The organism is Rathayibacter sp. AY1F4 (genome assembly GCF_002931775.1).
In the GTDB taxonomy this organism is placed as follows: Bacteria; Actinomycetota; Actinomycetes; order Actinomycetales; family Microbacteriaceae; genus Rathayibacter.
In genome coordinates this window covers 1-24,420 of record NZ_PSVE01000019.1, presented here as the reverse complement: position 1 = coordinate 24,420, position 24,420 = coordinate 1, and the positions used below count along the sequence as shown (strand labels likewise).

Here is a 24,420-nt window from a genome sequence, read left to right as displayed (position 1 = left end):
CGGCGCGGCGGCATCGCTTAGGGTGGTCCGCGATGTATCCACGAGTCACCGCCGTCCTCGTCGCGCGCAACGGCGCGGCCTATCTGGAACGAACCCTCGCGGCCCTGCGGGCGCAGACCCGTCAGCCCGACGCGACGGTGTTCGTCGACGGAGGCTCGAAGGACACGACCGACGAGCTCCTCGCGTCCTGGGGTCCGACGCAGCTCGTGCAGGTCGCCGAGCACCTCCCCTTCGGCCAGGCCGTGGCCCGCGCTGTCCGCGTGATGCAGCCGCCGGCCGGAGAGGACGAGTGGCTGTGGCTGCTCGCGCAGGACTCCGCCCCCGAGCCCGGCGCCCTCGCGGCGCTGCTGGGAGCCGTCGAGGTCGCCCCCTCCGTCGCGGTCGCCGGCCCCAAGATCATGGACTGGACGCGCTCCGGCTACATCCGCAGCTACGGCGAGTCGATCACCAAGCACGGCACGACCGTCCACCTGGTCGAGGACGAGCTCGACCAGGGGCAGCACGACTCCACGCCCGACGTCCTGGCCGTCGCCGCCGGCGGCATGCTCGTGCGCCACTCCCTCTGGGAGGAGCTCGGCGGCTTCGACCCCGGCTTGCCGGTCGTCGACGACGCGCTCGACTTCTCGATCCGCACCCGGCTCGCCGGGCACCGGGTCAGCCGCGTGCCGGACGCCCGCGTCACCACCGCCCGCATCGGGCTGCAGCGCCCCGACGGCCGCCGCATCGACAGCGGCGAACGGCGCCGGGCGCGTCAGCACCGCACCGCGCAGCTGCACCGCCGGCTCGCCTACGCGCCCGTCGCGCTCCTCCTCCTGCACTGGCTCTCGCTCGTCCCGCTGGCGATCGGCCGCGCGGTCGTGCGCCTGCTGCGCAAGCAGCCCGGGCTGGTCGGAGGGGAGCTGCTGGCGGCCCTCGTCGTCGCCTTCGGGGGGACGAAGGTGCTGCGGGCCCGCACCGTTCTCCGCTCGTCGAAGAACGTGGGCTGGAAGGCCGTCGCGCCGCTGCGCATCCCGCTGGACGTGGTGCGGCAGCTGCGCTCGGTGCGCCACGACGCGGTGCGCGTGCAGGCCGGGCGGGATCGCCATCCGCTGCACTTCTTCCAGGGCGGGGGAGTGTGGGTCGTCCTCGTCGCCGCGCTCGCCGGCCTGGTGGTCTACACGCCGCTCCTCGCTGCTCCCGCGCTCAGCGGCGGCGGTCTGCTGACGCTCTCGCCGACCGTCGGCGAGCTGTGGCGCAACGCGGCCTACGGCTGGCGCGACCTCGGCTCGGGATTCATTGGCGCGGCGGACCCGTTCGCCGCCGTCCTCGCCGTGCTCGGCTCGCTGACCTTCTGGTCGCCCAGCTACTCGATGGTGCTGCTCTATCTCGTCGCGCTCCCCGCTGCCGCCCTCGGCGCCTGGCTGATGATCGCGCGGCTCACCCCGCGCGCGACCGCCCGCGCCGCCGGAGCCCTCGTCTACATCCTCGCTCCCGCCTTCTTCGCCGCGCAGGCCGACGGGCGCCCCGCCCCGCTGCTGGTGCACGTGCTGCTTCCCTGGCTCTTCTTCGCCGGGTTCGGCGCGTATCGCTCCTGGTCCGCCTCCGCGAGCGCCTCGATCCTGGCTGCGGCCGTCGTCGCGTGCGCGCCGGTGCTGGCCGTGCCGCTCCTGGTGATCTGGCTCGTCGTCGTCGCCACCTCGGGGCGGCGGATCGGCCGCTTCCTCGGCCTGCCGATCCCCGCGGCCGTCCTGCTCTTCCCGCTGGTGGTCGCCCGCGCACCGCGGGGCGACTGGCTCGGCGTCCTCGCGGATCCGGGCGTCCCGCTGCCCTCCGCGCAGTCGGACCTCGTCGCGCTGCTCGCCGGGTTCCCGGCCGGTCTGCCCGACGGATGGCTCGCGTTCCTCGGCGGTCTGGGGATCGGCGCCTCCGCCGCCCCGCTGGTCACGGCCGTGCTCGTCGTGCCGCTGATCGTCGCGGCGCTGGCCGCCCTCCTCCTCCCGAACAACCTCTCGGCCCTCGGCGGCGTCGGCGTCGCGGCGGCGGGTCTCGTGACCGCCTCGCTCGCCCAGGGCGTGCAGGTCGCGACCACCGGCTCCGAGGCGGTCTCCGTCTGGAGCGGCACCGGTCTCAGCCTCTACTGGCTCGGCCTGGTTATCGGCGCGTCGCTCTCGCTCGCCGCCGTGCGCTCGGTGCGCGTGGTGCCGGCGCTCGTCGTCACGGCCGCGGCGGCAGCACTGGTCGGTCCGCTCGCGGTGGCCTTCCCGACCGGCGCCGGCACGTCGGTGTCGACCACGTCGGACCGCTCGCTCCCCGCCTACGTGGCGGCCGAGGCCCGGAACGACCCGCGGGTGGGCACGATCGTGCTCGTCCCGCAGGCCGACGGCGGCATCCTCGCCCGACTGGAGCGCGGAGCGGGCGCGACCCTCGACCAGCAGTCGACCCTCGCGAACACCGGCGCCGAGAGCACGGACGCGATCGACGAGCTGGCGGGCAACCTCGTCTCGCGGACGGGCTACGACGTCCCCTCCGCGCTCGAGAGCCTCGGCGTGCGCTTCGTCGTGCTGACCGAGCCGGCCGGCACCCAGGTCGGCGACGCGGCCGCCGCCGTGCGCGCGCGGGCGGCCGTCTCCCTCGACGGCAACGCGGCGTTCTCGGCCGTCGGCGACACCCGCTACGGGCTCCTCTGGACGGCCGTCGACACGGAGGGGACCCGCACCGAGGCCGCTCCGTCCGGCGTGGTCGGACCCTTCGGGATCGCCTACACGATCGCCCTCCTCCTCGTCTTCGTCGTCGCCCTCCTGCTGGCGGTGCCCACCGGGCTCTCCCTCGAGCGGGGCCGCTCCAGCGGCGCGGTCGCCGGGATCGACGACGAGCCGGGCGAGGCCACCGGCCAGTTCGACGACGGGAACGACGATGTCTGACCCCGCCGACCAGGAGAAGCAGATGCCCGAGTCCTCCGCCCGCCGCTCCCGCGCGGAGCGCCGCGCCGATCGCGCCGCGGCCTCGACGCCCGATCGCGCACCCTCGGCCGCCCGTCGGCGCCGGACGGCCCTGCGCGGTGCGGTGGGCGCGGCCGGAGTCGTGATCGCCGCGGCCGCCGTGGTCGTGCCCCAGCTCCTCCCGTCCCCCCTGGTCTCGAGCGCCGCGGAGGGCGTCGTCGTGACGCCCGTCGCGGCCGACAGCTCGCTGGTCTGCGGCGGCGATCTGATCGACGCCGGCGAGCCGGAGCAGCTGCGCGCCCTCGACGGCGCGGCGACCGCGGTCCGGCCCGAGGGCTCCACCTCGGACCCCACGGTCCTCGACGAGGACGACGTCGCCGCACCGGGCACCGGCATCACGGGTCTGAGCGTGCCCGCGGGCGCCGACCCCGCTCCCGGTGGAGCCACCGTCCAGGCCATCGGCACGGACACCCTCTCCGGACTGTCCGCCCGCGCCTGCGCCGAGCCCTCGGCCGACAGCTGGCTCGTGGCCGGCTCGACCGACGTCGGGCGCACCTCCGTGCTGATCCTGGCGAACCCGAGCGAGGTCGCCTCCACCGTCGACCTCACGCTCTTCTCCGAGACCGGCACCGTCCAGGCCACCGGCGCCACGGGCATCGTCGTTCCGGCCGGAGCGGTCCGCGCGCTCCCGCTCGCGGGGCTCGCCCCCGGGGTCGTCCAGCCCGTCGTGCACGTGACCGCCCGGGGCGGCGAGGTCGCCGCGAGCATGCAGAGCAGCGCCATCTCCGGGCTCACCCCGGAGGGCGTCGAGACCACCGGCCCCTCCGCCGGCCCGGACACGCTCGCCGTGATCGCCGGCTTCACCGTCACGTCGCCTCCGGCCGAGACCGCGAGCGACGACGGCAGCGGCGGCGCGGGCAGCCCCGTGCTGCGCATCCTCACCCCCGGCGACGCCGACAGCACGGTCTCGGTCGAGGTCACCAACGAGGACCCGAGCGGGTCGGGCGCCTCCACCCAGGTCGTCGTCCCCGCCGGCCTCGTCGGCGAGGTCCCGCTCACGGGCCTGGCGGACGGCTCCTACCGCATCGTCCTGCGGGCCGATCAGCCGATTGTCGCGGCGGGGCGGACGACCTCGACCGGCTCGGCCGGCACGGACTTCGCCTGGTTCGCCTCCGGCACCGCGACCACGACGCCCTTCGGCGTCGCCGGCACGCGCGAGGGCGACGCGCGACTGCACCTGGTCAACGGCAGCGACTCGACCGCCTCGGTCGAGATCGAGGCCCCGGGCGGCACCCGCACGCTCGAGCTCGGCCCGTTCGCGGCTCTCGCGACCCCGCTGGACGGCGACGGCGCGGTCGTCAGCAGCACCCAGCCGGTGCAGGCCTCGGTCTCGATCGCGCGCGACGGGCGGATCGCCTCGTACACGATCGTCCCGCCGGGACCGCTCTCCTCGCCGATCACGGTCTACTCGCACTGAGACGCGGGGCGGCGGCGCCTCGGCGCTGCCGGCGCCTCAGAGCTGCCGACGCCTCAGGGGTGCCGGTAGCGGTCCGGGGAGATGTCCCACGGGTCGCGGCCGAGCAGCTCCGCGACGGCGCGGAACACGTAGCTCTCGATCAGCATGCGCTGGTGCCACTCGTCGCGGCGGTGCAGCTTCGCCAGGCGCTCGATCGGCACGCGGTAGAGCGTGATGCGGCGCGCGGCGTGGTCGACGCGCCATCGCGCGATGCCCGTGCCCTGCAGCCGGTCGGGGTCGACGTCGGGAGTCGCCGCGACGTCGACGCGGATGCCGGCGAGCTCCTCCGGCCAGGTGCCGCGCAGGTAGTCGAAGGCCGAGCCGATCGTCGCCTCGAAGAAGTCGGAGCGGGTCTGCAGCAGGGGGAGGTGCGGACCGGTGATCGGCCCTCGTGCGCCGCGGCCGTGCCGGTCGCGGGAGCCTCCGCGCGACCCGCTCGTCGGGCGAGCGGCGGAACGACGAGCACGGGGCATGGCTCCAGCCTATTGCTACTGTGGGCGGCGATGACCGGACGGCACTGCTCGCGGACGGGCTGCCGCGCGCAGGCCGTCGTCACGCTGACCTACGACTACCGCGACTCGCTGGTGGCGGTCGGGCCGCTGAGTCCTGCGCCGGATCCGCACGGCTACGACCTCTGCGTCGAGCACGACCGGCGGCTCCTCGTCCCGCGCGGCTGGGAGACCGTCCGCTACGGCGCGGGACCCGCCTAGGCCGCTGCCGCGCGCGTCAGGACCGCTCGGGGAAGCCGCGCGGTGTGCTCGAGAGCACGGGGGCCAGCCGCTCGAGGCGCTGGTCGGACAGGAGAAGGGCGCGCTCCTCCCGCGCCCGGCGGAGGGCCGCCACGGCGAGGAGGAAGTCCTCCGCGGGCGCGGCGGGCAGCGGGGAGACGTGGACCGCGGTCTCGTCGGCCAGCGCGGCGGCGAGCTGCGAGCGCGAGGGCTCCGTCATGCCGTGGCGCTGACGGAGGAACTGCGCCAGTCGGCGCGCCAGTGCGTCGGGGAGGCGCGCGGTGTCCGCCGTGACGGCCCAGCCCCGCAGCGGCTCCGGGATCTCGACGACCAGCGGCTCCGCGCGGGGGACGCGCTCGAGCTGGCTGTGCGTGCCGGCGAGGACGTCGCCGAGACGGCGCGATCGGCGCGAGAGGAGGCCGACGACCGCGGCGAGCCCGCCGAAGGTCATCAGGATCTCGAGGACGCCGGTGAGGCCGCGCACGAGGGCGTGCCGGAAACCGATGGAACCGCCGTCGTCGCGGACGACGCGAGCGCCGACGGTGAGCTTCCCGAGCGAGCGCCCGCGACTGGCGGTCTCGACGGTGACCGGCACGATCACCACGGCGATGACGAGGGCCGCGATCGCCACGGCGGCCGAGGCAGCGGGGTCCAGGCCGCCGTCCCCGGAGAGGGAGGAGACCAGGAGGAACAGGCCCAGCGCGAGCAGGAGCTCCGCGATCAGGTCGATGATCGCGCCGACCGCACGGAGCACGAAGGAGGTGACGGGCACCTCGAGCGCGATCGCCTCGCCGGTGACCAGGTCGGCGTCGTCGAACTCGGTGCGCTGCTCCTCCACGGTGCTCCTCCCGGATGCTCGGCCTCGGCGGCGTGCCTGGCTATCCTGTCAGGAGATGGACATCGACGCTCTCTCGGCCGCGCGCGCTGCGCAGTGGACCCGCCTCGACGAGCTCTCGCGCAGGCGCCGCCTGACCGGAGCCGAGGCGGACGAGCTGATCGAGCGCTACCAGGCGGCCTCGGCCGACCTCGCCACGATCTCCTCCACCGCCGGATCGACGGCCGTCGGCACGCGGCTCGCCGTCTCCCTCTCGCGGGCTCGGGGACGCTTGACCGGCACGCGAGACGAGCCGCTCGCCGCGGTCTCCCGCTTCGTCGTCCTCTCGCTCCCGGCCGCTCTGCACCGGCTGCGCTGGCTGACGCTCGCCGTCGCCCTCGCGACCGCGGTGGTGGCGACGCTCTACGCGCTCTGGATCCTGGGCGACCCGCGCCTGCTCGCCGCGCTGGGCGACGACGAGGAGCTGCGGCGCTTCGCCCGGGGCGACTTCATCGACTACTACTCCGAGAACCCCGCCGCCTCGTTCGCCGGGCAGGTCTGGACCAACAACGCGTGGATCGCGGCGCAGTGCGTGGCCTTCGGGATCGTCGGCGTCTACGTGCCGTACATCCTGCTGCAGAACGCGCAGAACCTCGGCACGTCGATCGCGGTGATGTTCCACGTGGGGGAGGGCGACACGTTCTTCCTCTACATCGCGCCGCACGGCCAGCTCGAGCTGACGGCCGTGTTCGTCGCCGCGGCCGCGGGCCTGCGGATCTTCTGGGCCTGGATCGCTCCCGGCGCGCGCACCCGCGGCCAGGCGCTCGCCGAGGACGCGCGGAGCCTGTTCACGGTGGCGATCGGCCTGGTCTTCGTGCTGCTCGTCTCGGGCGTGATCGAGGGGTTCGTCACTCCGGCGCCCTGGCCCTGGTGGCTCAAGATCGGGATCGGGGCGCTCGCCCTCGGCGCGTTCCTCTTCTACATGATCGTCGTCGGCGGGCGCGCGGTGCGGGCGGGGGAGACGGGCGACCTCGACCGGTTCGAGGCCGGGTCGCGGAGCATCGCGGCCGGCTGAGCCGCGCCGGACGAGCGCAGCCGTCGGAGCGGGGCCGTCGATCAGCGCTCCCGGGACCGACGACGCCCCCTCTCGCAGGTCAGAGCCGTCCGGCCGCCTTGAGCGCGAGGTAGCGGTCCGCGAGCGCCGGCGGGAGCGCGGAGGGGCTGCCGAGCACGACGTCCCCGCCGAGACGGCGGACGGCGGCCGAGAGCCGGTCGACGTCCGCGAGCGAGCGCTCCGCGGCGGCGGCGGAGTAGACCGCGGCCCGGTCGCTCCGGTCCTCCGCCATCCGCTGCAGCTCGGGGTCGAGCGCGCAGGCGACCACGACCGTGTGCACGCGGGTGAGCTGCGGGAGCACCGCGAGGAGCCCCTCCGCCGAGCCGACCGAGTCGAGCGCGGTGAGGAGGACCACCAGCGAGCGCTGGGAGGCCAGGGTGCGCACCTGCGCGGGGACCGCCGCCCAGTCGGTCTCGATGAGCTGGGGCTGCACGGGGGCGAGGGCGTCCACGACGCGGGTCAGCACCTCCGTGCCGGTGGCGCCGTGCACGCGGGCTCGCCGGGTGCGGTCGAACGCGAGGACGTCGACCCGGTCGCCGGCCGAGGCCGCGAGGGCCGCCAGGAGGAGTGACGCCTCGATCGCCGTGTCCAGGCGCGGCTCGTCCTCGATCCGGGCGGCGGACGTGCGGCCCGTGTCGAGCACGACGATCACGCGCCGGTCGCGCTCCGGGCGCCAGGTGCGGACGACCGGCTCCCGGCGCCGCGCGGTCGCCCGCCAGTCGAGCGAGCGGACGTCGTCGCCGCGGACGTACTCGCGCAGGCTGTCGAACTCGGTCCCCTGGCCGCGGATCATCACGCTGGTCCGCCCCTCCAGCTCGCGCAGCCGCGCCAGGCGCGAGGGCAGGTGGCGGCGGGAGCGGAAGGCGGGCAGCACCCGGACGACGGCCGGCGCGGCCCGCGTCGCCTGGCGGCCGGCCAGCCCGAGCGGCCCGCGGGAGCGGATGGTGACGTGGAGTGCCCGGCGCTCGCCGCGGCGGAGCGGCTCCAGGACCGTGGTCACCGCGCGGCGCTCGCCCGGCGGCAGACGCAGGGACGACCGGGTCTCGAGGGCGCCGGCCGAGGGTTCCCAGGCGTCGCGGAGGACCCCCGTGATCCTCCTGCGGCCGGTGCTCGTGACCAGGAGGGTCGCCTCGGCCCGCTCGCCGAGCCGCACCCGGTCCGGCACCCGCCGCTCGAGCACGACGGCCCGGGGCGAGCCCGCGACCGCGACGTCGATCCCGACGAGGACCGCCCAGGCCAGGAGCCAGAGGCCGAGCACGGCGAAGGCGACCTCGAGGCGGCCGCCCAGGAGGACGACCGGCAGCAGGCCGACGAGGAGGACGAGGACGCTGCGTCCGGTGAGGTGCACGGCTCAGACCGGGACGCGGACCTGCTGCAGGATCCCGCCCAGGACGGCCTCGGTGCGGACGCCCTCGAGCTCCGCCTCCGGCTCCAGCTGGATGCGGTGGCGCAGCACGGGCAGGACCATCGCCTGCACGTGGTCGGGGGTGATCGAGCCGTAGCCGTTGAGCCAGGCCCAGGCGCGGGACGCCGCGAGCAGGGCGGTCGAGCCGCGGGGGCTGGTGCCGAGCTTGACGCTCGGGCTCTCGCGGGTGGCGCGGGCGAGGTCGACGATGTAGCCGAGGACGTCGGGGCCGGCTCCGACGCGCCGGGCCGAGGCCTGGGCGGCGCGCAGACGGGCGGCGTCGAGCACGGGTCGCACGCCCGCGGCGTCGAGATCGCGCGGGTCGAAGCCCGCGGCGTGGCGCGAGAGCACCTCCACCTCGACGTCGCGCGGCGGGATGTCGAGCACGAGCTTGAGCAGGAACCGGTCCAGCTGGGCCTCCGGGAGCACGTAGGTCCCCTCGTACTCCACCGGGTTCTGGGTGGCGGCGACGAGGAACGGGTCCGGCAGAGGCAGGGTGCGCCCGTCGACGCTGACCTGGCGCTCCTCCATCGCCTCGAGGAGCGCGGCCTGGGTCTTCGGCGGCGTGCGGTTGATCTCGTCCGCGAGCAGGAGGTTCGTGAAGACCGGGCCCTCCCGGAAGGCGAAGCCGGAGGTGGAGGCGTCGTAGACGAGGGAGCCGGTGATGTCGCCGGGCATCAGGTCCGGCGTGAACTGCACCCGGCGGGTGTCGAGGCCGAGCGAGACGGACAGGGCGCGCACGAGGAGCGTCTTCGCGACTCCGGGGACGCCCTCGAGCAGGACGTGCCCGCCCGCGAGCAGGGCGATCAGGAGCCCGGAGACGGCGCCGTCCTGGCCGACGACCGCGCGGCCGACCTCGGAGCGGACCCGGTCGAGCTCGGCGCGCAGGTCGTCGTCGGAGACCGGCGCTCCGTCGCGGGCGGAGGGGGTGGTGTCGCTCATCGGGAGGGGCCTTCCGGTCGTCGGGCGGTCGTCGGGGAGAGGGCGGCGCGAAGCGCGCTCTCGAAGCGGAGGAGGTCGTCGGAGGCGGCGACGAGGGCGGCGTCGTCGCCCGGCAGGTCGTCGACGAGCAGACGGCGCAGCGCGGCCTGATCGCGGCCGAGGCGCTCGGCGGCGACGGCGACGATCTCGTCGACCCCGGTCGCCGGAGCGAGTCCCAGGAGCGCGGCCGTCCGCCGGAGGGTGCCGATGCGCAGTGCGTCGAGGGCGCGGGGCCGCAGGGCTCCGCGCGCGTAGAGCCGCGCGCGGCCGCGGGCCGTCTCGCTCGCATGCACGACGACCGGCAGCGGCTCGACCGCGAGCGGGCCGAGCCGGCGGCCGCGCCAGACGGCGGAGGCGACGAACACGGCCACCAGCAGCAGGAGAGCCGGGGTCACCCAGCCGGGCGCGAGGTCGGCGGGTGCAGGGGTGGTGCTCGCCGAGTCGGCGGCTCCGGCGCGGTACCAGACCAGCCGGTCCTCACCGCCGAGCAGTCCGAGCGCGAGAGCGGCGCGGCCGTCCTGGCCGACGGTGCCGTTGCGGAGGAGGTCGGCGTCGCCGATCGCGGTGACCTCGGCGCCCTGCGGGAACACGGTGCTCACGAGCAGGAAGCCGTCGTCGCCCGAGGGGAAGCAGCCGACGGCGTCGCCGTCGTCGAGGATCCGGTACGTGCTCCCTCCGGCGGGGAGCGTCCCGGCGCGCTCGGCCGCCGGGAGCGGGCACTCGGCGCGGAAGGGGCCGTCGCCGGCCGGGGAGCCGGCGAAGCGGACATCCGGCAGCAGGGCGTCGAGCGCGGCTCCTCCCGGGGTCACCAGGACGAGCGAGGCCGAGGCGCGGGCGAGCCGGCGGTACTGGGCCTCGTCGAGGGCCACGTCCGGGTCGTCGACGAGCAGTGTCGCCTCGGGGGAGGAGGCGGCGAGAGCGGAGTCCAGGTCGTCGGCGCGGACGACCTCGACGCCCTGATCGCGCAGCACCTGGGCGAGCGCGCGGGCGCCGTCCGGGGTCGCGCTGTCGACGTCGAGGTCCGGGGCGGCCACCCGGGTCCCGGTCGCGACGGTGAGCAGCAGAGTGCCGACCGCGACGATCACGAGGAGGAGCACCCACACCCGTCCGCGGCGCAGCAGTGCGCCGAGGGTCGGGCTGGAGACCGTGTCGGCGCTCACCGGGGCGCCGCCAGGGCGTCCAGGACCGGCGAGGCCGCGCCGAGCTCGCGGTCCAGAGCCGCGACCCTCTCGTACTCGGCCGGGCCGCAGGGCTGCCCGAGGTAGCGCACGCGGTCGAAGTCGTCGGCCGTGCGGCGCAGCGCGGCGGCGGAGGAGGGGAAGGCCGCGGAGGCGCGCGACGCCAGGCCGAGCGCGGTCGTGCCGGGCGAGACCCGCAGGACGGTCCGCTCGTCGAGGGAGCGCACCAGGGCGCGGAAGCGCTCGACGAGCGCTTCGTCCCAATCCCCGCGGGCGGCCGCGGCCTCGGCGAGCGAGCGGAGGATCGCGGCCGAGCGGGTGTCGTCGTCGGCGAGCACCGCTCCCGTGACGGTGCTGCGGCGACCGGCGCGGGGCCGTCCGGCGATGACGAGCGCGGCCACCACGAGCGCCACCAGCACGAGCACGCCGATCACGGCGGCGATCGGCACCGGCGGGCCGTCGCCCTGCAGCGTGAGGGAGGCGAACCAGTCGCGCACCGCCTGCACCACCCGGTCGAAGAGGGTCGGCTCGGCCGCCCGGTAGCGCGGGTCGGCGAGCTCCTCGAGGAGGAGTCGGCGCGCCTGCTCCGCGTCGGGCTCGAGAGGGGCCGCGGCGAGGATCACGGGCGCTCCGGCACGGGGAAGGGATCGGGGGAGGGGCGGCCCGCCGCGCGCTCCTCGACGTGGCGCATCAGCACCAGGTCGAAGCCCTCGCGGCGCATCCGTCGGTCGAGGTAGACGAGGCCCGTCACGGCCGACTGGAGCACGGTGCCGACGGCGCCGATCACGAAGCCCACGGCGACGGAGGCGATCGTCACCACGAGCGAGGTGACGAGCTGCGCGTCAGGGTCGGTCGGGGCGATCAGGGCGCCGGCGATCGGGATGAGCAGGCTGAACGGCGTGGCCACGATCTGGCCGGCGACCTGGATGATCACGGTCATCAGCGCGAGCGCGCCGAAGGTGCGCCAGAAGCCGCCCGCCACCAGCCGCCAGGAGCGCGCCACCGCACGGCGCAGCGGCAGCCGCTCGACGACGATCAGGCTCGGAACCAGGGCGAGCTTCGTCGACAGCCAGACCCCCAGCGCGAGGGCGACCAGGCCGGAGCCGACGAGCACCAGGATCCCGCCGACGATCGCGCTCGACGTCCCGTCCATCGCTCCGATGACGAACAGCGGCACGGCGAGCGCCACGGCGAGGAGCACCAGGAGGAGGTAGCCGACGCCCAGCAGGACCGTCCAGCCGATCAGCGCCCAGAAGCGGCCCCGCAGCCGGGCGAGCAGCTGTCGGAAGGTCGCCCGCTCGCCGAGGACGCCGCGGGTGACCTCGAGCACGACCACGCCCTGCACGAGGGCACCGCTGGCGAGCGAGACGGCGAGGGGGATGAGGGCGGCCAGGACCACGACCGCGAGGGAGCCCGCGCCGACGGCGTCGCGGTCGGCGGACTCCGCCTGCGCGATGCGCCCGACGGCGAGCACCGCGATCAGGCCGTAGACCGCCAGGGCGAGCACCGACCCGAGGCCCTGCACCAGCAGGGCGACGCCCAGGGTCGTGCGGGGGCTGCGGCGGAGGACCTGGAACGGGGCGCCGAGCAGGGTGCCGAAGCCGAGCGGGCGCAGCGGCACGAGACCGGGCTTGGGCGGGGGAGTCCAGCCGGGCGCTGGGCGTCCGGGCGACCAGGGGCCGGCGCCGGCGGGCGACCAGGAGCCCCCGGCGGGAGCGGGTGGTACGGGACCTGAGCTCGGCGGCGCGGGCGACCAGGCCGGGGCGACGGGAGCGGGCAGCGGCCTGCGACGGTCGCCGTCCTGCGCCGGGACGGCCGCGTCGTCCGGACGCCCTGCGGGCGGGGGCCACTGAGCTGCGTCGGTCATCCCCTCCATGCTGTCACAGGCGTGCGGGCGGGGTCCTCCCCCGAGCGGACCCCTTCGGCCGCCGAGCCCGCTCCCCGCCCGCGGGGAGGTGCGTCGGTTAGCCTGGGTCGGGTCACCGTGCGCGCCGTGGGCGGGCGCGACCCGAGACGAGGAAGAGCAGACCGATGAGCGCGCGCATTCTGGTGGTCGACGACGACGCCGCCCTGGCCGAGATGATCGGCATCGTCCTGCGCGCCGACGGGTACGACGTCTCCTTCTGCGCGGACGGCTCCGGCGCCCTCGAGGCCTTCCGGCGGGCCCGGCCGGACCTGGTCCTGCTCGACCTGATGCTGCCCGGGATCGACGGGATCGAGGTGTGCCGCGCGATCCGCGCCGAGTCCGGCGTCCCCGTCATCATGCTGACGGCCAAGTCCGACACCTCCGACGTCGTGCAGGGCCTCGAGTCCGGCGCCGACGACTACATGGTCAAGCCGTTCGACCCCAAGGAGCTCGTCGCGCGGATCAGGACGCGCCTGCGTCCCGCCACCGCCGCCGCGAACGCGGTGCTGCAGGTCGGTGACCTGAGCCTCGACGTCGCCGGCCACGAGGTCCGCCGCGGCGAGACGCGCATCGGCCTGACCCCGCTCGAGTTCGACCTCCTCCTCGCCCTCGCCTCCAAGCCCCAGCAGGTCTTCACCCGCGAGATGCTGCTCGAGCAGGTCTGGGGCTACCACTACAAGGCCGACACCCGCCTCGTGAACGTGCACGTCCAGCGCCTGCGCGCCAAGGTCGAGAAGGACCCGGACGACCCCCGCATCGTGATGACCGTGCGCGGCGTCGGCTACCGCGCCGGCGCCGTCCTCCCGGGCTGACCGTGCCCCGCCTCGCCGCTCCCGACGTGCGCCGGTGGCCCCGCCGCGTGCTCGGGGTGTGGCGCACGTCGCTGCAGTTCCGCGCGGTCGCGATCACGGTCCTGCTCAGCGGCATCGCCATCGGCTCGACCGGCGTCTACCTCTCGTACAGCATCAGCGACAACCTGTTCCAGTCGCGGCTGACGCAGGTCACGGGCGACACGTCGCGCGCGACCCGGGCCGCGCAGGGATACCTCGACGCCGCCACCGTCTCCACCCGCCAGGACATGGAGGAGGTGATGAGCTCGGTGCGCACCGCCGTCCGGGACGCCTCCTCCTCCGCGCTGATCGCCGTCGTGCGCTCGCCCGACCAGGAGGCGTCCTCGCTGGCGCCCCAGGACATCTACAACCGCGAGCTGCAGAACGGCGTGATCAGCGACGCGCTGCGCGAGCGGGTGCAGGCGGGCTCCGACGGGCAGTACTGGCAGTCGGTGACGCTCGACGCCTCCGGTCAGCAGCAGCCCGGCATCCTCGTCGGCTCGACCCTCGAGCTGCCGAGCTCGGCCGGGCGCTACGAGCTGTACATCGGCTACTCCCTCGCGGACGCGGAGCGGACGCTCCAGTTCGTGCAGCAGGTGCTCAACGTGGCGGGGATCCTGCTCATCCTGCTGATCGGAGCGGTCAGCTGGGTCGTCGTGCGGATCGTCGTCGCCCCGGTCCGGGTCGCGGCCGAGACGAGCCAGCGCCTCGCCGCCGGCGACTTCGACGTGCGGATCCCCGAGCGGGGCCAGGACGTGATCGCGACCCTCGCCCGGTCCTTCAACGGCATGGCCGACAGTCTGCAGGACCGGATCAGCGAGCTCGCGACGCTCAGCCAGGTCCAGCAGCGCTTCGTCTCGGACGTCTCGCACGAGCTCCGGACGCCGCTGACGACGATGAAGCTGGCCGGGGACGTGCTCTACGACCAGCGCGAGGACTTCGCCCCGGTCGCCGAGCGCACGGTCGAGCTGCTGCACAGCCAGATCGACCGCTTCGAGAGCCTCCTCGCCGACCTGCTCGAGATCTCCCGCCACGACGCGGGATCGGCCGAGCTCGAGCTCGAGCCGGTCAACCTGGTGAAGCTGGCCGGCGACGAGATCGAGGCGATGCGGGGGATCGCGGAGGCGAACGGCTCCCGGCTCACTCTCTCCGCCCCGGGCGGCTACTTCGACGCCGACCTCGATCCGCGCCGCATCCGCCGGATCGTCCGCAACCTGCTGGGCAACGCGATCGAGCACGGCGACGGCCGCGAGGTCGTCGTCACCGTCGACAGCAACGCCAGCGCGGTCGCCCTCGCCGTGCGCGACTACGGGCACGGCATGAGCAGCGAGGAGGTGGTGCGCGTCTTCGACCGCTTCTGGCGCGCCGATCCGTCCCGCCGCCGCACGCTCGGCGGCACCGGCCTCGGCCTCTCCATCGCGCAGGAGGACACCGCACTGCACCACGGCTGGCTGCAGGTCTGGTCCGTGCCCGACCGCGGCGCCTGCTTCCGCCTGACCGTGCCCCGGCACCGCGGCGAGCGGATCGAGGCCTCGCCGCTCCCGCTTCCCCCGGTCGACGCGGGCGAGCAGGCCTACAGCGGCCCGATCGTCCTCCCGCCGCTGCAGGCTCCTCCGGTCAGGGCCGCGGGGGTGCTCCCGTGAGGCGCGGCGTCGTCCGCGCCGCCGCGGCCGCCGCGCTGCTCGCGCTCGGGCTGGCCGGGTGCGCCGGCATCCCGCGGGACGGCGACGTCGGAGTCGGACGGCCAGACACCGCGCCGCAGGACCTCCAGTACGACTTCCTCCCGTCGGGACCCGCCGTCGGTGCGTCGCAGCGCGACATCCTGACCGGCTTCATCGACGCCGCGTCGAGCCCGCAGAACAACTACAAGATCGCCCGCGAGTTCCTCTCCACCGGAGCCGACTGGACGCCGGGCGAGCACGTGACGGTCGACGAGGGCCAGCGCTCCGCCTCGCCGCAGTCGGGATCCACGCTCTCGCTGACGATCACGCCCGTCGCCGAGGTCGACGCGACCGGCGTCTACACCGACGTCGCCACCACGGCCGGCCTGACCCTCGACTACGGCTTCGTCCAGGAGAACGGCGAGTGGCGCATCAGCGCGCCGCCGAGCGGCGTGGTGATCGATCGCACCACCTTCGAGCAGGTCTTCTCGACGCACGCGCTCTACTTCTTCGACCCCGGATACCAGTACCTGGTGCCGGACCTGCGCTGGTTCGCCTCGCGCGCCGACAGCTCCACCAGCACCACGATCGTCACCGAGCTGCTGCGCGGCCCCACGCCGTGGCTGCGGGACTCCGCCGCCGTCGTGTCGGCCTTCCCGACCGGCACGACCCTGGCGGCCGAGACCGTCCCGGTCGAGTCGCAGCGCGCCGTGGTGGACCTGAACCCGGCCGCTCTCGAGGCCGATCCGGCGCAGTGGCGGCTGATGGCCCTGCAGCTGAACCGGAGCCTCGCGAACGTCTCGAACGTCACCGGAGTCGCGCTCTCCGTCGAGCAGAACCCGATCGACGTCCCCTCCGAGGTCACCGGGCTGCCGACCTCGCCCCGCGTCGACACCCGGCCGCTCGTGCTGACCGACGATGCTTTCGGATTCCTCGGCTCCTCCGGGCTGGCCGGCCTCGGGATCTCGGATCGGATCGAGGCGCTGCAGCCGCGGGCCGCGGTCCTCGGCGAGCAGCGCGGGGCCGACTCGGACGCATCGGCCGCCGTGCTCACCGCCGCGGGTGTGAGCCTCGTGGAGCCCGACGGCGCCGACGTCCTCCTCGACGCGCGGTCGGGCCTCGTCGCGCCGACGATCGATCCGCTCGGGTACGTGTGGTCCGTGCCGTCGGCCTCGCCCGGGCAGCTGGTGGCGTACTCCGCGGACGGCTCGCGCTCGATGCAGGTCGCGACGGCCTGGAGCGAGGTCGAGTCGCTCGCCTCGATCGCCGTGTCGCGCGACGGCACCCGGATGCTGGCGCTCGCCCAGGACGGGCAGCAGGCGACGGTGCTGGTGGCCGGCATCACCCGCTCACGGGACGGCGACCCGGTGGCGGTCGGCGAGCCGGTCGTCCTCCGCTCGACCCTGGGGACCGCGGTCGCCGCGGCCTGGACGGACGAGCTCGACGTGGTGTCGGTCGTGCGCGGCTCGACGGGGGAGGACGCCGTCACGATGAACCTGCTCGGCGGAGGCGCCACGGCGCTCGGCACGACAACGGGCACGGTCCAGATCGCCGCGGGCAACACCTCGACCCAGGTCCGCATCCTCGCCGAGGGCGGGGAGCTCCGGCAGCAGCGGGGCTCGGCCTGGCAGACGACCGCGACGGACATCCGGCTGCTCGCGACGCAGACCGGCATGGGGTCCTGACCGGTCCTGTCGGCGGCGACGAGCCCTGTCGACGACGGAGCGCTCCGGATGCTCCTCCCCAGGCGCGTCGGGCGGGCGGATCGTCCCGATCCGACGTATCAGCCCTCCGCGCCGAGGCCCGGACGGCGAGCGTGGAAGGCATGCTCTCCGATCACCTGCTCGACGCCCTCGCCGTCCTCCTCCCGCTGGAGTGCCCCGCCTGCGGAGAGCCGACGAGCCGGGCGCCCTGTCCGGACTGCTCGGCCGACGCGGCCGCCTCGGCCTGCCTGCTGACCCGCGTCGTGGGACCGCCGGACGATCCGCTCCTCGTCGTCACCGGTGCCCCGTACGAGGGCACGGTGCGCCGCCTCGTCGTCGCGCTGAAGGAGGAGGGCCGCACGGCCAGCCTCGCCCCGCTCGGCGCGCTGCTGCGTCCCGCTCTCGGCGCGGCGCTCGCCGGCAGCCCCGCGATCCTGGTCGTCCCGCCCGGCTCCTGGCTCGGCCGCGTGCGGCGGGGTGCCGATCCCGTCGCGCAGCTGGTCGCCGCGGCGGGAGGGCGGGCGGCGCGTCCTCTCCGGCGGTCGCGGATGGTCCGCGACCAGGTCGGGCTCGGCCGCGTCGAGCGGCGCGGCAACCTCGACGGGGCGTTCCGCGCCCGCCGTCCGCTCTCGTCGTGGCCGCCGGTGGTCCTCGTCGACGACGTGGTCACCTCCGGCGCGACCCTGCTCGAGCTCCGGCGCGCCGTGCGTGCGGCCGGCGGGACGGTCCGGGCCGCGGCGGCCCTGGTCGGCACCGCGCAACGAGGAGGGAACGTAGCAGCAGAATCCGGACGAACTCCCGGTGACGATCCGGTGGCCGGGGTCTACGGTGGGGGCACGGCGTGAACGGTCCGCCCCGGAGAAAGGCGGCACGCCGTACTCGACTGGGAGGTTGTCATGGACATCGACATCACAGGACGCAACATCGACATCACCGATCGCTTCCGCGCGTACGCGACGGAGAAGTCGGACAAGGTGGCGCACCTCGCCGATCGTGCTCTCGCACTCGAGATCAAGGCGAGCAGGCACGCCGAGGGCAAGGGCTCGGCCGGCGGCGACCGCGTGGAGCTGACGCTGATCGGCAAGGGGCCCGTGGTCCGGGCCGAGGCGAGCGGAGCCGACAAGTACGCGGCGTTCGACGTCGCCATCGGCCGGCTGCTCGAACGGGTGAGACGCGCCAAGGACCGGAAGAAGGTCCATCGGGGCCAGCATCGGCCGACCTCGCTCCGCGACGCGGCCGCCGACGACTTCAGCGTCGTCGCCATCCAGCCGGCCGACGCGGCGGTGCTGGAGCAGCTGAGCACAGGCGTCATCCCCGTGCAGGTGGCGCCGGAGCCGGTCGAGGACGAGGTCGAGGAGCCGTACTGCCCCGTCGTCATCCGCAAGAAGGTCTTCGCCTCCGTCTCGATGACCGTCGACGACGCCGTCGACTACATGGAGCTGGTCGGACACGACTTCTACCTCTTCATCGACTCCGACACGAACCGCCCGAGCGTGGTCTACCGCCGCAAGGGCTGGGACTACGGCGTGATCGGCCTCGGCGACGAGGCCGACGAGCTCGCCGAGCAGGCCGCCGGCTGAGATCCGACCCCGGGCCCCGGAGCATCCGCTCCGGGGCCCTCCCCGTGCCCAGGCAGGGAGTCCGCCCAGGGCGGACGCGTCGCCCCGACCGCTCGCCGCCCGCCCCGGCTAGGCTGGTCGCGGTCCGCGCTCCGGCGCGCGACTCCTGTCTTCTACTTTTTTGGAGTACCCCGTGGCCTCTGTCCTCGAAAAGGTCCTTCGCGTCGGGGAGGGGCGGGTCATCCGCCGCCTCGAGAACTACGCGAAGGCCGTCAACGCCCTCGAAGAGGACTTCACGCACCTCAGCGACGAGGAGCTGAAGAACGAGACCGTCGAGCTGCGCGAGCGCTACTCGAACGGCGAGTCCCTCGACGACCTGCTGCCGGAGGCGTTCGCCGCCGTCCGCGAGGCCTCGCGCCGGACGCTCGGCCTCCGCCACTTCGACGTGCAGCTCATGGGCGGTGCCGCCCTGCACCTGGGCAACATCGCCGAGATGAAGACCGGAGAGGGCAAGACGCTCGTCGCGACCCTCCCGGCCTACCTCAACGCGATCGCCAGCCGCGGCGTGCACATCGTCACGGTCAACGACTTCCTCGCGTCGTACCAGTCCGAGCTGATGGGGCGCGTGTTCCGCGCCCTCGGCATGACGACCGGAGTGATCCTCTCGGGCCAGACCCCGGAGCAGCGCCGCGAGCAGTACTCGGCCGACATCACCTACGGCACGAACAACGAGTTCGGCTTCGACTACCTCCGCGACAACATGGCGTGGCAGGCGCAGGACATGGTCCAGCGCGGCCACTTCTACGCCATCGTCGACGAGGTCGACTCGATCCTCATCGACGAGGCCCGCACCCCGCTGATCATCTCCGGGCCGGCCTCGGGCGAGGCGAACCGCTGGTTCGCGGAGTTCGCCAACCTCGCCAAGCGCCTCGACGAGGGGGAGGACTTCGAGGTCGACGAGAAGAAGCGCACCGTCGGCGTCCTCGAGCCCGGCATCGAGAAGGTCGAGGACTACCTCGGCATCGACAACCTCTACGAGTCGGCGAACACCCCGCTGATCTCGTTCCTCAACAACGCCATCAAGGCGCGCGCGCTGTTCAAGAAGGACAAGGACTATGTCGTGCTGAACGGCGAGGTCCTGATCGTCGACGAGCACACCGGGCGCATCCTGGCCGGACGCCGCTACAACGAGGGCATCCACCAGGCCATCGAGGCGAAGGAGGGCGTGCAGGTCAAGGCCGAGAACCAGACCCTGGCGACCGTCACGCTCCAGAACTACTTCCGCCTCTACGCGAAGCTCTCCGGCATGACCGGAACGGCCGAGACCGAGGCCGCCGAGTTCATGTCGACCTACAAGCTCGGCGTCGTACCGATCCCGACGAACCGCAAGATGCAGCGGATCGACAACGCCGACCTCGTCTACAAGAACGAGCAGGTCAAGTTCGCCCAGGTCGTCGAGGACATCGCGGAGCGCCACGCGGCCGGGCAGCCGGTCCTCGTCGGCACGACCAGCGTCGAGAAGAGCGAGTACCTCTCGCGCCTGCTCGCCAAGAAGGGCGTGCGCCACGAGGTCCTGAACGCCAAGAACCACGCGCGGGAGGCGGCCATCGTCGCCCAGGCCGGCCGCCTCGGCGCCGTCACCGTCGCGACCAACATGGCCGGTCGAGGCACCGACATCATGCTCGGCGGCAACGCCGAGTTCCTCGCGGTCTCCGAGATGACGGCCAAGGGCCTGAACCCCTCCGAGACCCCGGAGGAGTACGAGGCCGCGTGGGACGAGGTCTTCGCCGCCGTCAAGGAGAAGGTGGGCGAGGAGGCCGAGAAGGTCCAGGCCGCCGGCGGCCTCTACGTGCTCGGCACCGAGCGCCACGAGTCGCGCCGCATCGACAACCAGCTCCGCGGACGCTCGGGCCGCCAGGGCGACCCGGGGGAGAGCCGCTTCTACCTCTCGCTCACCGACGACCTCATGCGCCTGTTCAACTCCGGCGCCGCCGAGGCGCTCATGGGCCGGGGCAACGTCCCGGACGACATCGCCATCGAGTCGAAGGTCGTCTCGCGCGCCATCCGCAGCGCCCAGTCGCAGGTCGAGGCCCGCAACGCCGAGATCCGCAAGAACGTCCTCAAGTACGACGACGTCCTCAACCGCCAGCGCGAGGCGATCTACTCGGACCGCCGCCACATCCTCGAGGGCGACGACCTGCACGAGCGCACCCAGAAGTTCCTCGTCGACGTGATCGACGAGATCCTCGAGGTGCACACCGGCGACGGCAACGGCGACGACTGGGACTTCGACGCCCTCTGGACCGAGCTGAAGACGCTGTACCCGATCAGCCTCACCATCGACGAGGTGGTGCAGGAGGCGGGCAGCCGCGGCCGCATCAACAAGGAGTTCATGCGCCGCGAGATCCTCTCGGACGCGCAGCTCGCCTACCAGCACCGCGAGGAGCAGCTGGGCTCTCCCGCCATGCGCGAGCTCGAGCGCCGCGTCGTGCTCTCGGTGATCGACCGCCGCTGGCGCGACCACCTCTACGAGATGGACTACCTCAAGGACGGCATCGGCCTGCGCGCGATGGCCCAGCGTGATCCGCTGGTCGAGTACCAGCGCGAGGGCTTCGCCCTGTTCCAGCAGATGATGGGGCAGATCCGCGAGGAGACCGTCGGCTTCCTCTTCAACCTCGAGGTCGAGGTGACCCAGAAGCAGGGCGAGGTCGCCGGAGTCGCGGCCAAGGGCCTCGCTCAGCCGGTCGCTCCGGCCGAGAAGCTCAGCTACTCGGCCCCGAGCGACACCGGCGGCGTCGAGGTCCGCGACCAGCGCGGACAGGTGCAGCAGGCGGCCACCGCGAAGGCCCGCGCCGAGGAGGCCCGCAGGGCGCTCCCCGAGGGCGAGGCGGAGGAGACTCCGACGACCGGCGCCTTCGGCCAGAAGCCGGGCGGCTCGGACGCCCCCGCCAACCGCGAGGAGCGACGCGCGCAGTCCAAGCGCCGCTGAGTCCTCCCCGGACGACGCCCTCGGCCCCGGTCCCGCAGCAGCGGGGTCCGGGGCCGTCGGCGTTCCTGCGGAGGCTCGGAGCCCGGCCTCGCCTGCCGTCAGGACTCGCCGCGCGCGAGGGCCGAGACGAAGCCGCCGGCGAAGGTGTCGCCGAGGCCGATCGTCGTCGGCCGGTCCGTCTCGAGGACGAGCCCGGGGACGCAGCAGGCCTCGAGCGTCGACTCCACCGCTGCGCACACCGCTTGCGAGCCGGGCTGGGGAGGGAGTCCGCCGACGCGGTCGTAGTCGGCGGCGGTGAAGCCGTCCCCGAGGAGGTAGCGGGCACTGGCCATCGTGACGGCGCCCCGCAGAGCCCCCCGGTACCGATGCGCCCGGCCGCCGACGGCCGCCGACCAGTGCCGGGTGTGCACGATCAGCACCGGTCCCGGGAGCTGCGCGGCGGCGTCGCGGAGCGCGGTGACGACCGCGACGGTGTCGAGCAGGTCGATCGGCCGACCGAGCATCGCCTGGAGCTCGTCCTCGTTCATGCTGAGGACGTCGACCCGATCGAGCAGTGCCGCCCGCGCTCGTGCCTGGAGCTCGGGGAGGTGGAAGCCCGCGTCCTCGTAGATCACGACCGCGCCGCGGGGCAGCGCGTCGAGGTGCCGGCGGAGTGTGGCGAGCCGGTCGTCGAGGACCGCCTCGTCCTGGATCGAGTTGAAGCCGGACACGAGGACGATGCGGGCGTCCGCGAGGACCGTGCCGAGCTCCTCCGCCAGCAGCAGCTCGCGGTTGGGCGGGTCGTTCGAGACGATGACCCGGTTGGGGTGCGGAGCGACGAGCTCCGCATCGCCGACCCGCACCCGCGCGCCGCGGGGGAACTGCACGATCAGGTGCGGGTCGGTGCTGTCGGCCGTCGCGCTGAGCACGTAGTCGTTGCCGACGGGGAGCAGCCGGCGCACGTGGTCGTCGATGCTCACCAGGTGCTGGGTCGCGACGAGACCGTGCACCGCGAGTGCGTAGCCGGCCCGGACGCCCGTCCCGCCGAGGGTGATCCTGCGGGGGAAGCGCTGCGCGAACTCCTCGACGACGCAGGAGGAGGAGGCGAATCTCTCCCCTCCCGCGCCGACGGCGAGGAACGCGAGGAGGGCGACGACGAGATCGCGCTCGGTGTCGACCGGCGCCGTCGTCGTGAGCTCGTCCGGGGCGATCCGGTAGTCGTCGACGAGGGCCTGGACGACCGCGTCGTCCCAGTCGATCTCGTAGTCGACGGTCCCGCCCAGTCCGAGCACGATCCTCGCGTTCACCACGTCTCCCGCGCCTAGTAGAGCGAGGCCTTGCCGGCGGAGCCGAACAGGTCGATCTTCTGCGCGGCCGTCTCCTTCATCGCCGCGATGGACGGCGGCTGGATGGTGTTCGGCTCGCGGACGGACGGGTCGGCCAGCACCTCGCGCATGCGGTTGTGGTACGCCGCCTTGATGTCGCTCGAGATGTTGATCTTGTTCACTCCGCGCTTCACCGATTCCGCGATCTCGGCGTCGGGGTTGTTCGAGCCGCCGTGGAGGACGAGGGGGACGGCTACGCGCTTCTTGATCTCGGCGAGCAGGTCGAGCTTGAGCGCCGGCTTCATCGAGGCGGGGTAGAGGCCGTGGCTCGTGCCGATCGCGATCGCGAGGCTGTCCACGCCGGTCGACGAGACGAAGTCGACGGCCTCGTCGGGCTCCGTGTAGATGATGCTCGCCGCTCCGTCCTCGGCCTCGTCGTCGGTCTTCCCGATCGTGCCGAGCTCGCCCTCGACCGAGACGCCGACCGCGTGGGCGGTGTCGACGACGCGCTTGGTGACGGCGACGTTCTCGTCGTAGGGGAGCATCGAGCCGTCGATCATCACGGAGGTGAAGCCGGACTTGATCGCCAGCAGCACCTGCTCGTAGGTCGCGCCGTGGTCGAGGTGGATGGTGACGGGGACGCTCGAGCGGTGGGCGCGGGCGATGATCGCGTGCAGGATGTCGACGCCGGTGTGGCTCAGCTCGTCGGGGTGGATGGCGATCAGGAGCGGGGACTGCTTCTCCTCGCTGATCTCGAACAGCCCGTTCATCATCGCGTAGTCGCTGACGTTGAAGGCCGGGACCGCGAAGCCGTTGGCGTTCGCGACGTCCAGGAGGTCTTTTCCGGATACAAGCATTCTGTGATCGTCCTTCTCTGTGGTGGTTCCGGGCGCGCGGTCGCGCGCCTCAGCTCTTGACGGCCCCGGCGGTCATGCCGCCGATGAAGTACCGCTGGAAGAAGAGGAAGAGGAGGAGGACGGGGATGCATCCGAGGATGCTCATCGCCATCATCTCGTTCCACTCGTAGGAGTTCTGGCCCATCAGCAGCTGGATGCCGATGGGGACGGTGCGCATGTCGTCGGTGCGCGTGAGGGTCAGCGCGAACAGGTACTCGTTCCACGCGATCATGAACGTGTAGACGCCGACCGAGACGATGCCCGGGATCGCGATGGGCACCAGGATCCGCCACAGCACGGTCATCGGGCCGGCCCCGTCCATCCGCGCCGCCTCGTCGAGGTCCCGGGGGAGGGTGTTGAAGTAGCCGGTCAGCATGATGATCGCGTACGGCAGGGTGAAGACCAGGTAGGTGAGGATCAGGCCCTGGTAGGTGTTGTAGAGGCGCAGCACCACCATCAGGCCGAAGAACGGGATCAGCAGCGTGATCGGCGGGACCGCCTGGACGCTGACGATGATCACGTTGATCGGGCGCTTGAAGCGGAACTCGTAGCGGCTGAACGCGTAGGAGGCGAGGATCGCGACCACGAGCGTCAGCACGACCACGGCGATCGCCACGACGTAGCTGTTGATGAAGAAGCGCACCTTGGTCGGGTCGCCGAGGATGCCCGAGTACGCATCGAACGAGAACGTGTCGGTGATCAGCCGCGGCGGGTACTCGAAGATCTCGGTGTTCGACTTGAACGAGCTGGCGGCCATCCAGATGATCGGCAGGCCCGCGAAGGCGGCGCCGATCAGCAGGAGGACCCAGACGCCGAGCTTGGCGCCGAGCTGCCGCGGTGCGCGCGGAGGTCCTGGGAGACCCGGGATTCGTGAAGGCCACCGGCAACACGATCGTCTTCGTCGGCGCGAGCGTCGCC

General features: G+C 73.6%; 20 protein-coding genes. 10 read left to right on the top strand and 10 right to left on the bottom strand.

Annotated elements, in window-relative coordinates; all coding sequences use genetic code 11:
- Window positions 1–32: 32 nt before the first annotated feature.
- Window positions 33–2,900: a glycosyltransferase family 2 protein gene (locus C5C59_RS12385; RefSeq protein ID WP_104238046.1), complete on the top strand. Its 2,868-nt coding sequence runs from the start codon at window positions 33–35 to the stop codon at window positions 2,898–2,900.
- Window positions 2,893–4,395: a DUF5719 family protein gene (locus tag C5C59_RS12380; RefSeq protein WP_146082812.1), complete on the top strand. Its 1,503-nt coding sequence runs from the start codon at window positions 2,893–2,895 to the stop codon at window positions 4,393–4,395. The genes C5C59_RS12385 and C5C59_RS12380 overlap by 8 nt, the downstream gene beginning before the upstream one ends.
- 53 nt (window positions 4,396–4,448) lie before the next feature.
- Here C5C59_RS12380 and C5C59_RS12375 read toward each other — a convergent pair whose 3' ends face one another.
- On the bottom strand, window positions 4,449–4,907 hold the full coding sequence (locus C5C59_RS12375; protein WP_104224142.1) for a metallopeptidase family protein: 459 nt from the start codon (window positions 4,905–4,907) through the stop codon (window positions 4,449–4,451).
- Between the two features lie 30 nt (window positions 4,908–4,937).
- Between C5C59_RS12375 and C5C59_RS12370 the strand changes: the two genes are divergently transcribed.
- Entirely contained in the window at window positions 4,938–5,144 is a 207-nt protein-coding gene (locus C5C59_RS12370) for a DUF3499 family protein (protein WP_104238048.1), read from the top strand.
- Between the two features lie 16 nt (window positions 5,145–5,160).
- On the opposite strand, the gene C5C59_RS12365 is transcribed toward C5C59_RS12370, so the two are convergent.
- Window positions 5,161–6,000 (bottom strand): RDD family protein, encoded by an 840-nt coding sequence (locus tag C5C59_RS12365; RefSeq protein ID WP_104238049.1) that lies wholly within the window; start codon window positions 5,998–6,000, stop codon window positions 5,161–5,163.
- Between the two features lie 55 nt (window positions 6,001–6,055).
- Here C5C59_RS12365 and C5C59_RS12360 point away from each other — a divergent pair, with 55 nt between their 5' ends.
- Window positions 6,056–7,051, top strand: coding sequence for a stage II sporulation protein M (locus C5C59_RS12360; RefSeq protein ID WP_104232803.1), 996 nt, complete (start codon window positions 6,056–6,058; stop codon window positions 7,049–7,051).
- 79 nt (window positions 7,052–7,130) lie between these two features.
- Here C5C59_RS12360 and C5C59_RS12355 read toward each other — a convergent pair whose 3' ends face one another.
- The 5 genes from C5C59_RS12355 to C5C59_RS12335 are packed head-to-tail and all read right to left on the bottom strand — an operon-like array spanning window position 7,131 to window position 12,521.
- The gene (locus tag C5C59_RS12355) at window positions 7,131–8,438 is read right to left on the bottom strand and encodes a DUF58 domain-containing protein (RefSeq protein WP_104238050.1); all 1,308 of its coding nucleotides are present in this window, start codon (window positions 8,436–8,438) and stop codon (window positions 7,131–7,133) included.
- Window positions 8,439–8,441: 3 nt separating this feature from the next.
- Window positions 8,442–9,437 carry a MoxR family ATPase gene (locus C5C59_RS12350; protein ID WP_104224137.1) on the bottom strand — a complete coding sequence of 332 codons (996 nt, stop codon included), beginning with the start codon at window positions 9,435–9,437 and terminating at the stop codon, window positions 8,442–8,444.
- Complete coding sequence (locus C5C59_RS12345) at window positions 9,434–10,636, bottom strand: DUF4350 domain-containing protein (RefSeq protein ID WP_181134898.1); 1,203 nt, start codon at window positions 10,634–10,636, stop codon at window positions 9,434–9,436. The genes C5C59_RS12350 and C5C59_RS12345 overlap by 4 nt, the downstream gene beginning before the upstream one ends.
- Window positions 10,633–11,277 carry a DUF4129 domain-containing protein gene (locus C5C59_RS12340; RefSeq protein WP_104238052.1) on the bottom strand — a complete coding sequence of 215 codons (645 nt, stop codon included), beginning with the start codon at window positions 11,275–11,277 and terminating at the stop codon, window positions 10,633–10,635. The genes C5C59_RS12345 and C5C59_RS12340 overlap by 4 nt, the downstream gene beginning before the upstream one ends.
- Complete coding sequence (locus C5C59_RS12335) at window positions 11,274–12,521, bottom strand: hypothetical protein (protein ID WP_146082813.1); 1,248 nt, start codon at window positions 12,519–12,521, stop codon at window positions 11,274–11,276. Before C5C59_RS12335 ends, C5C59_RS12340 begins: the two co-directional genes overlap by 4 nt.
- Before the next feature lie 164 nt (window positions 12,522–12,685).
- Between C5C59_RS12335 and mtrA the strand changes: the two genes are divergently transcribed.
- The 6 genes from mtrA to secA all read left to right on the top strand — a co-directional run bounded on the left by mtrA (window position 12,686) and on the right by secA (window position 21,302).
- Window positions 12,686–13,372 carry an MtrAB system response regulator MtrA gene (gene mtrA / locus C5C59_RS12330; RefSeq protein WP_104224133.1) on the top strand — a complete coding sequence of 229 codons (687 nt, stop codon included), beginning with the start codon at window positions 12,686–12,688 and terminating at the stop codon, window positions 13,370–13,372.
- Window positions 13,373–13,374: 2 nt separating this feature from the next.
- Window positions 13,375–15,033, top strand: coding sequence for an MtrAB system histidine kinase MtrB (gene mtrB, locus C5C59_RS12325; protein ID WP_258062759.1), 1,659 nt, complete (start codon window positions 13,375–13,377; stop codon window positions 15,031–15,033).
- Complete coding sequence (locus C5C59_RS17045) at window positions 15,030–16,736, top strand: LpqB family beta-propeller domain-containing protein (RefSeq protein ID WP_146082814.1); 1,707 nt, start codon at window positions 15,030–15,032, stop codon at window positions 16,734–16,736. The genes mtrB and C5C59_RS17045 overlap by 4 nt, the downstream gene beginning before the upstream one ends.
- 140 nt (window positions 16,737–16,876) lie before the next feature.
- Window positions 16,877–17,599, top strand: a complete 723-nt coding sequence (locus C5C59_RS12310; RefSeq protein WP_104238055.1) for a ComF family protein — start codon at window positions 16,877–16,879, stop codon at window positions 17,597–17,599.
- Window positions 17,600–17,650: 51 nt separating this feature from the next.
- On the top strand, window positions 17,651–18,334 hold the full coding sequence (gene hpf / locus C5C59_RS12305) for a ribosome hibernation-promoting factor, HPF/YfiA family (RefSeq protein ID WP_104238056.1): 684 nt from the start codon (window positions 17,651–17,653) through the stop codon (window positions 18,332–18,334).
- A 172-nt stretch (window positions 18,335–18,506) separates the two neighbouring features.
- Window positions 18,507–21,302: a preprotein translocase subunit SecA gene (gene secA / locus C5C59_RS12300; protein WP_104238057.1), complete on the top strand. Its 2,796-nt coding sequence runs from the start codon at window positions 18,507–18,509 to the stop codon at window positions 21,300–21,302.
- A gap of 98 nt (window positions 21,303–21,400) precedes the next feature.
- On the opposite strand, the gene C5C59_RS12295 is transcribed toward secA, so the two are convergent.
- The 3 genes from C5C59_RS12295 to C5C59_RS12285 are packed head-to-tail and all read right to left on the bottom strand — an operon-like array spanning window position 21,401 to window position 24,259.
- The gene (locus C5C59_RS12295) at window positions 21,401–22,591 is read right to left on the bottom strand and encodes an ADP-dependent glucokinase/phosphofructokinase (RefSeq protein WP_244229463.1); all 1,191 of its coding nucleotides are present in this window, start codon (window positions 22,589–22,591) and stop codon (window positions 21,401–21,403) included.
- A gap of 11 nt (window positions 22,592–22,602) precedes the next feature.
- Complete coding sequence (locus C5C59_RS12290) at window positions 22,603–23,463, bottom strand: ketose-bisphosphate aldolase (RefSeq protein WP_104238058.1); 861 nt, start codon at window positions 23,461–23,463, stop codon at window positions 22,603–22,605.
- Between the two features lie 49 nt (window positions 23,464–23,512).
- Window positions 23,513–24,259, bottom strand: a complete 747-nt coding sequence (locus C5C59_RS12285; protein ID WP_258062758.1) for a carbohydrate ABC transporter permease — start codon at window positions 24,257–24,259, stop codon at window positions 23,513–23,515.
- Window positions 24,260–24,420 lie beyond the last annotated feature (161 nt).

Bases quoted from the DNA above. Each gene is read 5' to 3' on its own strand.
- C5C59_RS12375 (WP_104224142.1), bottom strand. From the start codon at position 4,907: ATGCCCCGTGCTCGTCGTTCCGCCGCTCGCCCGACGAGCGGGTCGCGC.
- C5C59_RS12335 (WP_146082813.1), bottom strand. From the start codon at position 12,521: ATGACCGACGCAGCTCAGTGGCCCCCGCCCGCAGGGCGTCCGGACGAC.
- C5C59_RS12370 (WP_104238048.1), top strand. From the start codon at position 4,938: ATGACCGGACGGCACTGCTCGCGGACGGGCTGCCGCGCGCAGGCCGTC.
- mtrA (WP_104224133.1), top strand. From the start codon at position 12,686: ATGAGCGCGCGCATTCTGGTGGTCGACGACGACGCCGCCCTGGCCGAG.
- C5C59_RS12310 (WP_104238055.1), top strand. From the start codon at position 16,877: ATGCTCTCCGATCACCTGCTCGACGCCCTCGCCGTCCTCCTCCCGCTG.
- C5C59_RS12350 (WP_104224137.1), bottom strand. From the start codon at position 9,437: ATGAGCGACACCACCCCCTCCGCCCGCGACGGAGCGCCGGTCTCCGAC.
- C5C59_RS12360 (WP_104232803.1), top strand. From the start codon at position 6,056: ATGGACATCGACGCTCTCTCGGCCGCGCGCGCTGCGCAGTGGACCCGC.
- C5C59_RS12385 (WP_104238046.1), top strand. From the start codon at position 33: ATGTATCCACGAGTCACCGCCGTCCTCGTCGCGCGCAACGGCGCGGCC.
- C5C59_RS12285 (WP_258062758.1), bottom strand. From the start codon at position 24,259: ATGGCCGCCAGCTCGTTCAAGTCGAACACCGAGATCTTCGAGTACCCG.
- hpf (WP_104238056.1), top strand. From the start codon at position 17,651: ATGGACATCGACATCACAGGACGCAACATCGACATCACCGATCGCTTC.
- C5C59_RS12380 (WP_146082812.1), top strand. From the start codon at position 2,893: ATGTCTGACCCCGCCGACCAGGAGAAGCAGATGCCCGAGTCCTCCGCC.
- C5C59_RS12290 (WP_104238058.1), bottom strand. From the start codon at position 23,463: ATGCTTGTATCCGGAAAAGACCTCCTGGACGTCGCGAACGCCAACGGC.